This window comes from Methylosarcina fibrata AML-C10 (assembly GCF_000372865.1).
GTDB classification, from domain to species: Bacteria; Pseudomonadota; Gammaproteobacteria; order Methylococcales; family Methylomonadaceae; genus Methylosarcina; species Methylosarcina fibrata.
In genome coordinates, this window is record NZ_KB889965.1 from 3,163,977 (window position 1) to 3,179,508 (window position 15,532).

Here is a 15,532-nt window from a genome sequence, read left to right on the forward strand (position 1 = left end):
AGAATCATTACTAACGAAGTTTGATTATTATGACGATGGCCTTCGCTCAATACGCACCGTCTTGATCGCCCGGCATTTCTGCCATTAACAAGTTGTCGGCTAAAAAGCGATCCCGTTTCCAGTCCCCCAGTTTCCATCCGTAGTATCCAAAAACAAAACCCAAATGACCGGCGTTGCCATTAAAGTAGAAAACCTCAGCAAGTGCTATCAAATTTACGATCAGCCGCAGGACCGGTTGAAACAATCGATCATGCCGAGAATCCGGCGTATTCTGGGCCGGGCTCCGGTAAACTACTTTCGGGAGTTTTGGGCGCTCCGGGACGTCTCGTTCGAAATCAAAAAAGGCGAAACCGTCGGCATTATCGGACGCAACGGCAGCGGCAAATCCACGTTGTTACAACTCATCTGCGGCACTCTCAATCCGACCGGCGGACGCATTCAGACCCAGGGCCGTATCGCGGCCCTGCTGGAGTTGGGTTCCGGATTCAATCCGGAATTTACCGGACGGGAAAACGTTTACATGAACGCGGCCTTGCTCGGGTTGAGCAAGGAAGAAACCGTAGCCCGCTTCGATGACATCATCGCCTTTGCCGATATCGGCAATTTTATCGAACAACCGGTTAAAACTTATTCCAGCGGCATGATGGTGCGTCTGGCCTTTGCCGTTATCGCCCACGTGGATGCGGACATTCTGGTCATAGACGAAGCCCTGGCGGTAGGCGACGCTTTTTTCCGGCAAAAATGCATGCGTTTCCTGCGCCGCTTCATGAAAACGGGAACGGTGTTGTTCGTCAGTCACGATACCGGATCGGTCAGAAGCTTGTGCACTCACGCCATATGGATCGAAAAAGGCCGGATGCTGCAACAAGGATCGCCCAAAGAAGTGAGTGAAAATTACCTCGAAGCCTTCTATGAAGAGCAACAAGGCAAAAGCACGACCACCCGCATCAAACAGAACTTTATCGACTCTTCCGACTCTCAGGCCAAAGATCCGCGGCTGGCGTTCATCAACGCCAGCAATTTGCGCAACGATCTTCGCTTGTTCGAATTCAATCCGGATGCGCCTTCCTTCGGCAAAGGCGAGGCGCAGATCACTTCGGTCAAATTTTTCGACCGACAAGGCGCCCCTCTTGCCTGGGTGGTGGGCGGGGAAGAAGTCGTCCTGAGAGTGGAAGCTCTTGCCAACTCGTCCCTCGACTCGCCGATCGTCGGCTTTTACATAAAAGACAAACTGGGCCAGTGTTTATTCGGAGACAATACCTATCTCAGTTATATGGACTCTCCGGTAGTCTGCGGTCCGGGCCAATTCCTGACCGCCGACTTTTCGTTTCAGATGCCGCGTTTATTGGCCGGCGATTACTCGGTGACCGTAGCCATAGCCAACGGCACCCAGCAGGAGCACATCCAGCAGCACTGGGTGCATGACGCCCTGTTTTTTAGATCGGAATCGACGAGCGTGGCAGGCGGACTGATCGGCATCCCCATGAACAACATCCATCTGAGTGTAAAAAAACCGCATGAATAGCTTCACCGACAGTTTGCTGGAATCGGCTCAATTTACGCCTCTCTCGCTGCAAGCGCCCGGCGCCTGGTGCGGCCATCTGCCGTTTGCGGACTGGCTGACCCGGACGGTGCAGCCCGATCTCTTCGTCGAACTGGGCACCCATTCCGGCAATTCCTATTTCGCTTTCTGCCAGACCGTCCGCGAGGCCGGCCTTTCGACCCGTTGCTACGCCGTCGACACCTGGCGCGGCGACGACCATGCCGGACGCTACGGCGACGACGTGTTCGAGAAAGTCCATGCCCATAACCGGGCGCATTACGCCGACTTTTCCAATCTGCTGCGGATGACTTTCGACGAAGCGCTCGGTTATTTCGCCGACGGCTCGATCGATCTGCTGCACATCGACGGCCTGCACACTTACGAAGCGGTCAAGCACGATTTCGACAGTTGGCGGCCCAAACTCGCTCCGGGCGCCGTGGTGCTGTTCCATGACACCAACGTACGCGAGCACGGCTTCGGCGTCTGGAAGCTGTGGCACGAACTTCAGGCCCGCTATCCCGGCCACCTGGAGTTTACCCATTCCCACGGCCTGGGCGTGGTGCAGGTGGACGGCGCCGAGGCCCGGCCGCTGCCCTGGCTGGACCCAGCCTCTCCGGCGCAGCGGCAGTTGCAGCGTTATTTTGCCGCGCTGGGCGCACTGCAACGGGAACGCTTCGAGCGGAACCAGGCGCAAAGCCGCCTGTCTGCCCTGACCCAAACCTTGACCGAGCGCGACGAACAACTGGCCGAACTTCATCGGGCCCTGTCGGACCGGGATTTGCAGATTGCCGGCCTCCAGCATGCGGTAAAGGATTTCGACGGGCGCATTGCCGCGCTTGACCAAGCCAGACTCGACCGCGATGGGCAGATCGCCGCCTTCAATCAGGCAGTAGCCGAGCGCGACGGGCAAATTGCCGGCCTCAATCTGGCGGTAGCGGAACGCAACCACCGGATGGCCGGCCTTGATCAGGCACTGGCCGAGCGCGACGGGCAAATCGCCGGCCTCCGTCAGGCGCTGGCCGAGCGCGACAACCAATTGCACGCCATCCAGGGCAGCCTGAGCTGGCGGCTGACCGCCCCGCTGCACGCCGTCCTAGCGTCATCGCCCGGATTGAGCCGGTTCCTTCGCCGCACGATGAAACTGATCTGGTGGACGCTGACATTTCAATTATTCCGGCGCTGGCGAGAAAGGCGCGCCGCCCTGCACCTGGAGCTTCCACCGGTTATCCCGCATTTCGCCCCCGCGGCCGGCGATTACAGCGTAGCCGTGCCTTTTTCCTACGACCTCGTGTCCTGGGAAACGCCGCCCCGCCTGGCGGTCATCTGTCACATGTTCTATCCCGACATGGCGGATGAATTCAAAGGATATTTTTCGAATATCCCGTTCGGTTTCGACTTGTACATCACCACCGACAGCGACGCAAAAAAATCAAGCATTCAACAAAGCTTTTCCGGCTGGAACAAAGGCAAAGTCGACGTCAGGCTCGCGCAGAACCGCGGCCGGGACATCGCGCCCAAGCTCATTACCTGCCGTGACGTTTATCACCGTTACGAATTCGTGCTTCATGTCCATACCAAGAAATCCCTGAACTGGGGCGATGCGCACGGCTGGCGCACGTACCTGCTGGAAACGCTGATGGGGTCGAGCGCCATTGTCGAAAGCGTTTTCGAAGCGTTCAGGCTGGACCCGAAACTCGGCATGATCGCCCCGCAACATATCGAAATGATCCGCCAGTATCTCGGCAAGGACAGCAATACCGGCAACGCCGAGCTGTTCGCCCGCCGCCTGGGCATTACGCTGACCCATGACAAAACGATCGATTTTCCGTCCGGCTCGATGTTCTGGGCGCGTTCTGCGGCGCTGAAGCCCCTGCTCGACCTCAAACTTTCCTTCAAGGATTTTCCGGAAGAATTGGGCCAGGTCGACGGTACCCTGGGCCATCTGATCGAGAGGATGTATTTTGCGATTTGCGAGAAAGCCGGTTTTCGCTGGCTGAAAATTTCCCTGCCGGCCTGGCACGTGGATTTCAACCGCTTCGATATCGACGAAAAGCTTCTGGCGGACGCGAAAGATCCCGCCCTCGATTTCGATGAAGCCTTCTATCTTCAAGCCACCCCCGAAGTGGCTCACGCCGTGGCGCAAGGCGTCATGCCGAGCGGCTACTATCATTACTGCCTGTTTGGACAGTTCGAGGGCCGGGTCTGGAGAGACCGCCGGCACAAACTGGGATTCTCCCAGTCCTCCGACCAACTGGTCCTTATCCAAAACCCGGACGATATGCAGGCGCTCATCGCCAAACGCGCCAATCCTCCCAAAACTCCGTCCGGACAAACGGATGCGGCCCGGCTTGACGGCCAGGAAAGCCTCTATCGACAGGCCTACGAAAAATCCGCCTACCGCGATGCGCTCGAGTTCAGCCGCTTCGTTCATGAAGTAAATCGCCTGGCGGCTAATAAAAAAAGCCTCATCGATTTCGACGAGGCCTTTTATCTGCAAGCGAACCCCGGCGTTGCGCAATCGGTCGCGCAAGGGCGCTTCCCGTGCGGATACGTTCATTATTGTCTGTTCGGCCAGTTCGAAGGACGGGCATGCAGAGACCACAAGCACAAGCTGGCGGCAATGCAAACGGCGGCCAAGGCGGCGCCGTCGGCCCGCTCCGAACAGAAAGAAAAACTCTACCGGAAGGCCTACGAGCAATCGGACTATAAAGACACGCTCGATTTCGCCCGCTTTGCCGAGGAGGTCGACCGCTTGGCCAGCCGCCAGGACAGCCTGATCGATTTCGACGAAGAAGCTTATCTGCAAGCCAACCCGGACATCGCAAAATCGGTGGCGCAAGGCATCATTGCCAACGGCTACGTTCATTATTGCGTGTTCGGGCAAAAGGAAGGCCGTTTCCGCAACCAAGAAGAACGGAGCGCTTATCTGCTCAAGCAGAAAGAAAACTTTTACCGCAAGGCTTACGAAAAATCGTCTTACAAGGACACGCTCGATTTCGCCCGCTTTACCGAAGAAGTGGATCGCTTGGCCGCAAATGAAGACAGCCTGATCGACTTCGACGAGGCCTTTTATTTGCAAGCCAACCCCGACGTCGTGCAGTCGATAGCGAAAGGAATCGTTGCCAACGGCTACATTCATTACTGCCTGTTCGGCCGGTTCGAGGGGCGCATTCATACCGAGCAGGAATGGCAGGCCCATCTGCTCAAGCAGAAAGAAAGCTTTTACCGCCGCGCCTATGAAAAATCGGCCTATAAGGACACGCTCGATTTCGCCCGCTTCTCCGCGGAGGTCGACCGTCTGGCTGCAAATGAAGACAGTCTGATCGAGTTCGACGAAGCCTTTTATCTAAAGGTCAATCCCGACGTGGCGCAATTGATCGCCAAAGGAACCCTTCCGAACGGGTACGTCCATTTCTGCCTGTTCGGGGAATCGGAAAAACGCATCTCTACCGAGCAGGAATGGCAGGCTTATCTTGACACGCAAAAAGAAAATCTCTACCGGGAAGCCTACGAAAAATCCGATTACAACACTACGCTCGATCTGACCCGTTTTATCGAAGAAGTGGAGCGTCTGGTCGAAAACAAGGCCAGCCTGATCGAGTTCGACGAGAAATTTTATCTTCAGGCCAATCCGGACGTCGCTCAGTTGATGAAGCAAGGTACCCTTCCGAACGGATACGTTCATTATTGTTTATGCGGACAATTCGAAAAACGCGTCTGGAGCAATTATGAAATCATGCGGCGGTTCGGGCAAGCGCCCAGGCTGTCCAAGGGATTCACGCGTCCGGCCAATCTGCGTCCGGCGCCCATCTATAAACCCGATTTAAGCGCGTTGCCAAGATCCAAGGACCCGTTCCTGCTCATTTTCTTTTCGCATCTGCAAGAAGACTTGTTTTTTGCCGGTTATACCGAATTCTTCAGGGACTTCAAACCGATCATCGACAGCTTCGACCGAGTCGTCCTTTCCGTTGAATGCGACACCTTCAACCCGGAACTCGCCGCGCGCTTCTCGGACCGCATCGAGGTGATCCATGAAAGCAAGCTGAACACGCTGGAATGCCGTCCTACCGTGATTGTCTCCTTCAATAGCGAGCTCTTCCTGAAGGCACGGGACATTTTTCAGGATCTGGACCGGACCATTTATTATTGCCAGGATTACGAGGCGGGATTCGGCCCGCTCGGAACGGGCTACGTCCGCAGCGAACAGGCGGTCGCCAGCTCGCGCAACATCATCGTTTCGACGTCGCTCCTGTATCGTTTCCTGAAAGACAAAAGGCTCTTGACGGATTCCCAGCATATATGGATCACCACGCCCAAAATCGAGCCGGTGTCCGTCAGGCCCGAAAAAACCCGGCGGTTGTTCTTCTATTTCCGGCCCGAAAGCTTCCAGTCCCGGAATCTTCCCGAAATCCTGATGGGCGCCGCCGAACAGTTTTGCGACAAATACACGGGCTACGAGATTTACATGATGGGCACCATCGACACCTGTTATTCCTATCGCATCAACGGCAATTCGATCTTCGTCAATTCGAAAGTGGCGAAGGAAGAGTACGTCGGACTGCTGTCGTCCTGCGATCTGGTGGTCTCGATGATTTATTCGGCTCACCCCGGAGTCATCGCCTTTCAGGCGGCGGCCTCGGGCATTCCCACGGTGACCAATATTTTCGAGAATCGGGATGCGGAATTGCTGAGGTCCATTTCCGGTAACCTCGTTCCCTACGATCCGGTCAGGGAAAATCTGCTCGACCGGATCGAGCTGGCGCTCACGTTGCCTAAAGGACAGCCTTCCTTTAACGGAAACCTGTACGGGCCGGCCGACAGCACGACCATTTCCCGTTACGTCGAGGCCATGGTTAAAAATGGATGACGGCGCGTCGTCGCTGTAGACGTCACCCGCCGGCAACGAGCGGCTTGACCGGACAATTTAATCAATCGCTGGAATTAATCAAGGTCATGACGGCCATAGCTTTTACAAAACCGAAAGTTACCCCTGAAGATGTGACGCTTTCCTTGCTGACGGGGGCGGGCTTGTCCTTTTTGATGGTCTGGGACCTGTACCCCTGTCTCAGCGACGGCCAGGAATACAAGGATCTGGTGATCGGCGCCCTGACTTGGGTCGATTACGACAAGGACCGGGAATGGAAAGCTCTTAACCTGCTCTTCGCCGGGTTCGTCATTTTTAGCATGGGCATGCTCATGCTGTTCCATCATTTGCGGAAAAAGGATGTTTCCGCAACATGGATCGGCGCGGTGCAGCAGTTGTTCCGGCTGGCCTGGCTGCCGGCCGTATTCTGGCTCGGCACCGCGCTCATGCGGCCCGACATGCCGTTCCTTTTGCTCAACGTTTCGGGTTTTCTGGTCCTCTTATTCGCCTTCATCGCCCTGGCCTTCGCTCGAAATCCTGAGACCGTCTCGGCCGGCGACGTGGCGGAGGCCGGCCTGTCTTCCGTGTTGATCCTGATGCTCGGCGTATTTTCCGTTGTTGCCGTCATCGTTGCCGTAACTCAGTTTTCGATTCCGCTGCGCCTCCTTTTGCTGAATAAGGGGAGCGGCGCGATTATCCTCGCCGCCGTCCTGGCGGCCATCGGATTTATCTGCTGGAATACGGTCCGTGCCGGATCATTGCCGCGCCTGAAAAGAGGGTTCCATCGGAGCTTGCTACTGCTTCAAATCACTCCTCCCTTGCTGCTTTTCGTCCTGGTGTCGCAATACGGTTTCTATCAGGGAAGCATGATCAGGTTGTATCAAAGCTCCGGGCTGATTTTCACGGTCTGCGTCCTGGTTCTTTTTTCCTGGCATAGACTTTATCGGCATTATCAGCGCTGGCTTCAAGCGGAACGCTCGGGGCAACTTCTCAGCTATAGGGACATGTTGTCGCCGGCTTCCCTGTATCCGATCGCCGTGTACACCGGTTGCTTTTTTTTCTCCTGGGCGACTTTTTCCTTTGCCATAGATGATTTCCATATCGGGGAGCAGCTTCTGCCCTGGCAGCAGATCGTCGATTTCGGCAAGCTTCCTTATTTCGATTTTGCACCGATTCACGGTCTGATGGCATTAGCCTACGGGGGCCTCAATGCCTGGTTCTACGACGGCACCGTGGCCACTTTTCCTCAAGCCATGCTGTTGCTGACGGCTCTGTTCATCGGGTTGAGTTTTTGGTCGATCTACAGTTTCCAGGGCCCCTGGCCGGCGCTCTTGTTGTCGCCTTTGCTCGGCATCGCCCCGAACCGACTGCTTTGCCTGGTGCCTGTTTTGCTGCTGTTTTCCCGATTGCTTTCCGGAAATCGCAGAGTGGCCGCATGGCTGCCTCTGTGGCTTCTCTTTGCCCTGCTTTCCGTTTTGTACAATGTTCCGGTCGGAGCCGGTCTGATCCTAGGCAGCCTTCCGCTCGTGCTTTACCGTGGCTGGCTGGATTTTTCCGACAACAAAGCATGGATAAAGTTCTTTCTTCTGCTGGCATCGGCTTCAGTCCCGGGAATCGTCTTGGTTACCCCTCTGCGGCACATAGCCGGCGGTTTCCTGCACTTCATCCTGGACAATGCCTCGACCAATACGGCCGCTAACGGCGTCGGAATATTGCAAATGGATTTGCGCCCGCATGATATCGGTTTTGCCGCAACCCAATTCCAGTGGGTTTTTTTAAAGCTGTCCTGGATCATTTTCATCATCGGCGCAGTAACGCTGCTGCTCCGCACCCTGGTCGAACAAAACCGTCGTCCCGAGCCGAGATACATAGTATTGCTCGCCCTGATTCCGCTGACTTTTTTCGTCATCGGCAAGTGGTCCATGGAAAGGATTTCGCCGGGCGATTTTATCTATCGAGACGGCGCGCTTTCCTTTCTTTCCCTGACTTTCTTTCTGCCTTTGCTCCAGGGCGGCTTCGGCACCGAGTCAACCCGGTCCCGCAGGCATCTCGCCCTGGCTCTGATTATCGGCATCACGACCAGTGTCGCGGGAGTGACTCTGGATTATCGTGCGCTGCTCGTGAATCCCACCGTGACTGAGGCCATAGACGACAAAAACAGCCTGGTATCCGGAAAGGAGATCGGCTTGCCGCGTCTTGGCAAGTTGTTTGCGGATCCGCAGCGGATAGAGGATCTTCAATCGCTTCGGAAAGCAATAGCCCTCTATCTCGAACCCGGCGAAACCTTCCTCGATCTCAGCAACCGTTCGGCTTTATACTATTATCTGGATTTGCCGGTGCCGGTCGTTTATTCGGCCGATTACGTCGCAGCCAATACCAAGTCGCTGGGCCGGATGATCGAGCAGATCAAGGAAAATCCGCCGCCTCTCGCGCTCATTGCACCCCGGCTCGTTTACGACGGCGGCCCCGCCTCCCTCAGGAGCTATCTCCTTTATAAGGAATTGGTCTCTTCTTATGTTCCCCGGGTCATCGGGAAGTATACTTTTCTTATCCGGGCCGACCGTATCGGCACCGCTGACCGAAAGACTTTGCCGGAGTCCCTGGATATTCTCGATCCGGTGTTCAGAGCCGGCGACCTGCAGGCCATTCCGAATGCGTGGGGACGCTCCTGGAGACAATTAAAGGACAGATTCACTACGATTCGGCCAATGAAGCCAACGGCAATCTATCATTTTACCCGGACCGAAACGGGAGTTTACCGGCCAACCGGGGATGATCCTTATTTCATGTTCGACATCAGTCCGTACCCTTTGGCCGGGAAAGAGGCCGACTTCCTTCTGATCGATTATGCCTGTGCGAGAAACCCGGCCGCGCCCGAACCGATTCTGGAGCTTTACTGGAATACCGAGAACGATCCCCAGAGCGAAAAAACCGTACTCCGTTTCTTCGGCTCCGGAAAAAAAGCGCTCATACCCATGGGAGCGCAGCCCAGGTGGCTTTTGGCCGAACGCATTGTTTCCTTTCGTCTAGATCTTCTGGACCCCAACTCTTGCCGCGAGCTGCGCCTGAACAGCGTAGAATTGCTGAAGTTGAATGCTCGTGCAAACTAATCGGAATTTGCTTTCCGCAAATTTTTCATGGCGAGGAGCGAGGAGTCCAGCTTTGAAATTGGCTCGGCTACCGGTTGTTCGGTTCCCTTCCCGGGCAAATGAACGCCGAATTCGTGAAAGCAGAAAACTTTGTTATATTAGCTGACGTTACGTACAGCCCTCTAAAACCGGTATGCTGTCTGGATGAAAAAAGCAGCAGGTAGCCCGCATGGAGCTGTGCGTAATGCGGGGATTATCGAAGTCAAGAATAGCCCGGATTCCGTAAACTTCATCCGGGCTGTTTTGCTGATAATAATACGCTTATGAGTTGAATTGTAAGAATGACAACATTTTCCAACTATTTTCGAATCACGCAGAGGGCGTTCGCATCCAAGGCGGTTTTATTGTTGCGCGCGTTGCACGTCAAAGCCATGATGGCCATGCTATTGTTGACAACCTTATTTGCGGCCGCCGGCACCTATGCACAAAGTACAGGGCAACCGGTGGCTCTGGGTAGTCTTGATACCATCAGCCTATCGGGAAACGAGTTTTTAGCGCAAGGTTGGGTGGCACCCTTTAACCCAACTAGAAAAATAACTGCGATAATCATTAAAGTCGGCGGCACAACCCTTTATGAAGGAGGATTTGAACAGTTCGAACGCCCCGATGTAGCCGCAACAATGGCGCGGAAAGACTGGCTGAACAGCGGTTGGCGAGTGAAATCGGCACTCCCCTCGAATTTGAAGGCTGGAAAATATGCGGTAGCCGCGAAAGCCAGAATGGAGAATGGGGAACTTATTAAATTATCGGTCAACGGTCCCACATCCGTGATTGAAGTTAACCCGGATGGGCATGCGCGAACAACGATTGTGCTCGGCTTGCTTGGGTTTGCCGTATCGCTGGTTGTTGCTGCGTTGATTTTTGCGGAAAAAGCGGCAAGGAAACTTTCCGAACGGCTTAAGCGCCACATACATCCTATCGTTATTCCAACGTCCGCTTTAATATTTCTTTTTGCCTGTCTTGTGGGCATGGGGACGTCCGGCTCGTCATTCCAGATCGGTTCCGAACAATCTTCCGCTTTTGTCAGCTCAGACGGTTTTCATTCCGTATGGGGAACACCCAAGCCCATTCGATCCGACGAGTGGCTGGTTTTTACTCCGTTGGCGATATCTCAAGCCAACCACTCGCCTGGATTTCCAATAATTAATAAAAATATTGGCGAAGAAGGGCAAAACATGCTCGTTATAGGATTCACGGGAATGCCTGTCAATCACGTTTCAGCTTTGGCAAAACCCGCAACCTGGGGTTTCCACTTGTTTGATTTGAGGCGTGCTTTAGCCTGGTACTGGTGGTTTCCCATTTTCGGCTGTTTATTTGCCCTTTGGTCGGTTTTTGGTTTGATCTCGCCCAATCATTGGCGCATAGGTTTTCTTCTCTCTCTGTCATTCTGTGCAAGCGCCTATGTCGCTGCATGGTCGTATTGGCCGGCCTATGCAGTTTTCTTTCCCAGTTTAATGTTGTACTCATTCATAGCGATATTGCGCAACAGAAATACCGTTGCGCTGTTTGTCCCGACCATAGCGCTCGGCTTGTCTTTGGCTGGATTTGTCCTCTTATTGTATCCGCCATGGCAGATTTCCTTGGGATACTTATTTCTTTTTATAGGAATAGGTCTTGTGTTACGTGACAAGCTGTACAAAAAGTTCAATCCATTTAAATTGCTTTCTTTTGCATTCGCTTTCGGCTTGGCGATACTGATTCTTTGGAATTGGTGGTCGGATGCCGAATCCGCAATCTTTGCCATGATGGACACAGTCTATCCCGGGCATCGAGACAGCTTGACCGGCGGGAGCTTTACTGTTTCATACTTGCTGCGCGGCTTTACCAACTTGATAACGATTTATCGAATGGATGGGGGCTATTCCAACCAGACTGAAATTGCGTCGTTCTATTTTATGTTTCCCGCGCTCTTTGTTTTGTTTTGCGTACGCCTTTGGGATAAAAAAATCGATGTTGTTCATTGCCTGTTATTGTTATTTATAGCCTTCATAGTAACGTATATGTTAGTAGGGTTACCCAAGGACTTTACCAAGCCCACTTTATGGGGGCGCGTACCGGATAGTAGAGCGGATTTGTCTTTAGGTTTGGCCTGCCTGCTGCTGACGGGGGCGTTATTGGTTCCAAATAACGCCACCAATCGTTTATATAAAATACTGATCATGGTTTTTGCGGGAATTGCCAGTTTGGCGTGGGGGTTGATTGTTGTTTATGCCATTTCCAAAATACCTCCCGAAACGCTATCCGGTTTTTCACCCAGTATTTTAGTAGTTATATTCCTGGTCATTTTATTCGGCTCCTGGTGGCTGGCGATTGGGGAATATCGAAAATATTTAGTGCTTAACCTGATGTTGTCGATAGCAACGGTTTTGCCTTTCAACCCGTTGATTATTTCCCCCCTTGCCGTTACCCCCGTTGCCGATTTTTCCGGGAATCGCTTCCGTGCCCTCGTCGCCGGTAATTACACGCCCGCAATGCTGCTGTTGGCAAGCGGTCGACCCGTATCGAACGGAATATTCTATTACCCCCAAAAAAGAATGTGGGAGCGTTTAGACTCGGATGGATCACAAGAAAACATCTACAATCGGTACCAACATCTGGTTTTTACATTAAGTACCGTAGCTACCCCTTACTACCGGATTGAAACTCCGCAAGGTGACGTAGTTAAAGTGACGGTGGACCCGACCTACTTCGATTTCAGAAAGACGGGGGCCGGCATTTTCGTTGCGCCTTCTACCGACTCAAACGCTCTTAAATTGAATCAAAGCTTAAAGTTCGTAAGCGAGAATAAGGGATGGTCAAAATTTGTTATATCGGGACCGGAAAATGAATGAATGGATTTTCTTGCGTACATGCCAAATATTTATGTTGTAACTCCCCGTCTTTTGCGTGAGCTCTCACCCTGACTGTGGTTGAGTGCATTTATCAATTAATGCGTATGTGAATAAAATGCTCGAATTCCTGCGAGCGCTTTTATTTAGTTTGCGCAAGAATACTCAAAGTGGCGTACCAACACCGTGAAAACAGAACATTATACGTGCTGGATTTGTAATTCAGACGACATGACTTTCGTCAAGCCTAGCAACATAACAGAAACGCTGAACAGCAGTTCCTTTGCCATTACCGATAGCAATTACGGAAGCACCGGGCGATTATATCGCTGCGAAGGTTGCGGCTTCATCCAGTGCTCCGAATTGTCCGACGTGGCTTCTTACTATCAGGACCTTGAAGATAAACAATATGAACTGGGACGTAAAGAGCGGGGAATTCAAGCGCGCAAACTGCTGGAACTGTTACGCCCGCTCCAAGGCAGCGGCCGCTTGCTGGATATTGGCTCCGGGACCGGCATATTGTTGGAACAGGCTCTTTCCATGGGATATGACGCTGAAGGAGTGGAGCCTTCCTGTTGGGCGCAGAAAAAATCGACGGAATACGGCCTTAAAGTTCATCTTGGAACTTATCCTCATCCCGACATTAAAAATACTTTCGATCTGGTTACACTGGTAGACGTTATTGAGCACGTGCCTAATCCCGTCGAGTTATTGGCTCATGTGGCACTGCAACTTGACGAGAACGGTTTTGGACTGGTGGTGACGCCTGACAGAGGCACGCTGATTCCTCGAATCATGGGGTGGAAATGGTGGCATTATCGAATAGCGCACATCGGTTATTTCACACGCAGAAATCTACTTTTAGCTCTGGATCGCGCCGGCTTGGAGCCGGTCAAGATTGGACGGCCAAGTTGGTATTTCAGTGCCGGATATTTATTGGAGCGTATCTACCGTTATCTTCCGAGTATTCTAAGAATACCGTTTCCGGATTCACTGGACAGGATTGTCGTATCCCTGAATCTTGGCGACTCCATTTACATCCTGTTCAAGAAAAAAACACCAAGTCAATCAATTTACTCATGATAAAAAATTATCTCTTTATTGCCAGAATAGACCACTGGTTTAAAAACGTATTCATGCTGCCAGGATTGGCTTTGGCTATAATATTTACTCACCCCGATATTTTACAAGCGATTACGCATTCTCTTATTGCCATATTTTCCACTTGTTTCATCGTTTCAGCCAACTACGTAATAAACGAATGGCTGGATGCCGAGTTCGACCAGCATCATCCGGTCAAAAAACATCGCCCCGCAGTTGCAGGAAACATGAAGGCAGAATACGTTTACCTGGAGTACGCGCTATTTTCGATATTAGGACTTGGACTCGCTTTGCAGTTATCTTCAGTTTTTCTCATTTTTAGCGCATCCCTGTTATTCATGGGGATTCTATACAATGTAAGCCCATTCCGCACCAAAGACCGGGTTTACCTGGACGTGCTATCAGAATCCTTTAACAACCCTTTACGTTTTTTGTTAGGCTGGACCGCGATAACCAGTCAGGTTTTTCCACCGTCAAGTATACTTTTGGCATATTGGATGGGCGGGGGATTTTTAATGGCCGTCAAGCGTTATGCAGAATACCGTTTCATCAACGATCCGAAAAAGGCAGGTTCGTACCGTCGATCGTTTAAGGTATATACGGAAAAGACCTTACTGTTGTCTTCTTTCTTCTATGCCATCACATCCTGTTTTTTTCTCGGTATATTCTTAATTAAATATAGGATTGAATTTCTGCTGAGCTTTCCGCTATTTGCTTTATTATTCGTATGGTATTTGGGAATTGGCATGAAGCCCTTGTCTCCGACTCAGAGTCCGGAGAAATTTTATCAAGAGAAGAACTTCATGATATATCTTATTTTTCTATGCCTGGTAGTATCATTGTTGTTTGTCATAGACATTCCATTTCTGCACAAACTGGTCGAGCCGCTGACCTATTGAAATTGTTGCCATGAGAAGAAATAAACAAGTCAGGCTTTTTTCCCGCTATATACTATCCGGATGTGCTGCTGCCATTACCCATTTCAGTGTATTGGCAATATTGATCGAGTTTGTTGATTTCAATGCAGCCGTCGCAAGTATATTGGGTTTTTGCGCCGCTATTTTGGTCAATTATTCGCTCCAATACTACTGTACCTTCAGGGCACAAGGGCCGCATTCCGTCATTCTTTTCCGCTATCTTCTCGTCACCTTCGCAATGCTGGCATTAAATACCTTGCTCTTCTGGACTTTGAACAGCAAACTGTCGCTGCATTATCTGGCAGCTCAATCGATAGCCACTGCGGTTATCATGATAGGCAACTTCAGCATCAATCGACGTTACACCTTTGTGTCGGATCGGAAGCCGGATACAGGACAAAACGTCCGACTTGTTGATAAACATGGTTAACCAGAATATCTTGCGCGTCCGAAGAAAAAATCAAACGGACGACCGAATCAGAGGGAACAAATCCTTTCACGCTTCGCACTTTGTTATTCCATCCTCCACGATCCTGTTCGCTCAGACTTACTCAAAATTTCGACTTTCAAACAAGGTAGTGTAAAATTGGAGCCGTACTGAAACGAAAAACAACGACTATACAATCAAAGATGGGCTATCTCGAAGCAGATTTGATGCATTTCGGACCGAGAACTCATCTGTTCGGAGAGTTTCAGCAAGCCTTGCTCTCTCGTTCCGGATTCCGGCAAAGAGGCCGGAATCCCGATCTACAATAGTCCAGCGCCCAGGCGCTCTGAAATCCGTGTCGCCGACGGTTGCCGTTAGCACGGCATCCGGCTAAACCTTCCTTCTATTTCTAACTCGTTTGACTGAAATTTTATGTCTTTACCGCAGTTTACGTTTACGATACTGACGGTGCTGACGCTGTCGGCAGACCGGATATTGTTTAAAATAGCGGCCGGTAATTTTGAATTTTCGGCTGCGGGATTTACTGGCAGCCCATTCAACATGAAGCTGATCGTCACCCTGATCGGCTGTTTTCTGCCACGACTAGGTGGTTTTTTATGCCCGAATGCGGCCGCAGGTCGGCCAATGCTGATAAATATAAGCAACTTGCAACAATCTCGCATTTTTAACCCTGTTTTTTAAA

8 protein-coding genes are annotated in these 15,532 nt (G+C 51.9%); all 8 read left to right on the forward strand.

Annotated features, from left to right (window positions below):
- The first annotated feature begins 163 nt into the window (after positions 1-163).
- A complete protein-coding gene (locus A3OW_RS0114885; RefSeq protein ID WP_020564244.1) occupies positions 164-1,525 on the forward strand; it encodes an ABC transporter ATP-binding protein in 1,362 nt (453 codons plus the stop codon).
- Positions 1,518-6,410 carry a rhamnosyltransferase WsaF family glycosyltransferase gene (locus A3OW_RS26525; protein ID WP_020564245.1) on the forward strand — a complete coding sequence of 1,631 codons (4,893 nt, stop codon included), beginning with the start codon at positions 1,518-1,520 and terminating at the stop codon, positions 6,408-6,410. Before A3OW_RS0114885 ends, A3OW_RS26525 begins: the two co-directional genes overlap by 8 nt.
- 44 nt (positions 6,411-6,454) lie before the next feature.
- Positions 6,455-9,517 (forward strand): hypothetical protein, encoded by a 3,063-nt coding sequence (locus A3OW_RS0114895; RefSeq protein WP_020564246.1) that lies wholly within the window; start codon positions 6,455-6,457, stop codon positions 9,515-9,517.
- Between the two features lie 320 nt (positions 9,518-9,837).
- Positions 9,838-12,387: a DUF7657 domain-containing protein gene (locus A3OW_RS25130; RefSeq protein ID WP_020564247.1), complete on the forward strand. Its 2,550-nt coding sequence runs from the start codon at positions 9,838-9,840 to the stop codon at positions 12,385-12,387.
- Positions 12,388-12,570: 183 nt separating this feature from the next.
- A complete protein-coding gene (locus A3OW_RS25135) occupies positions 12,571-13,467 on the forward strand; it encodes a class I SAM-dependent methyltransferase (protein WP_157385911.1) in 897 nt (298 codons plus the stop codon).
- A complete protein-coding gene (locus tag A3OW_RS0114910; protein WP_020564249.1) occupies positions 13,464-14,384 on the forward strand; it encodes a UbiA prenyltransferase family protein in 921 nt (306 codons plus the stop codon). The genes A3OW_RS25135 and A3OW_RS0114910 overlap by 4 nt, the downstream gene beginning before the upstream one ends.
- Positions 14,385-14,394: 10 nt before the next feature.
- On the forward strand, positions 14,395-14,832 hold the full coding sequence (locus A3OW_RS0114915; RefSeq protein ID WP_083918220.1) for a GtrA family protein: 438 nt from the start codon (positions 14,395-14,397) through the stop codon (positions 14,830-14,832).
- 429 nt (positions 14,833-15,261) lie between these two features.
- Positions 15,262-15,531, forward strand: a complete 270-nt coding sequence (locus tag A3OW_RS27925; RefSeq protein ID WP_157385912.1) for a hypothetical protein — start codon at positions 15,262-15,264, stop codon at positions 15,529-15,531.
- The last annotated feature ends 1 nt before the right edge of the window (position 15,532 follow it).

Coding starts and splice junctions, on each gene's coding strand:
- A3OW_RS26525 (WP_020564245.1), top strand. CDS start 1,518: ATGAATAGCTTCACCGACAGTTTGCTGGAATCGGCTCAATTTACGCCT.
- A3OW_RS0114885 (WP_020564244.1), top strand. CDS start 164: ATGACCGGCGTTGCCATTAAAGTAGAAAACCTCAGCAAGTGCTATCAA.
- A3OW_RS0114915 (WP_083918220.1), top strand. CDS start 14,395: ATGAGAAGAAATAAACAAGTCAGGCTTTTTTCCCGCTATATACTATCC.
- A3OW_RS25130 (WP_020564247.1), top strand. CDS start 9,838: ATGACAACATTTTCCAACTATTTTCGAATCACGCAGAGGGCGTTCGCA.
- A3OW_RS0114910 (WP_020564249.1), top strand. CDS start 13,464: ATGATAAAAAATTATCTCTTTATTGCCAGAATAGACCACTGGTTTAAA.
- A3OW_RS27925 (WP_157385912.1), top strand. CDS start 15,262: ATGTCTTTACCGCAGTTTACGTTTACGATACTGACGGTGCTGACGCTG.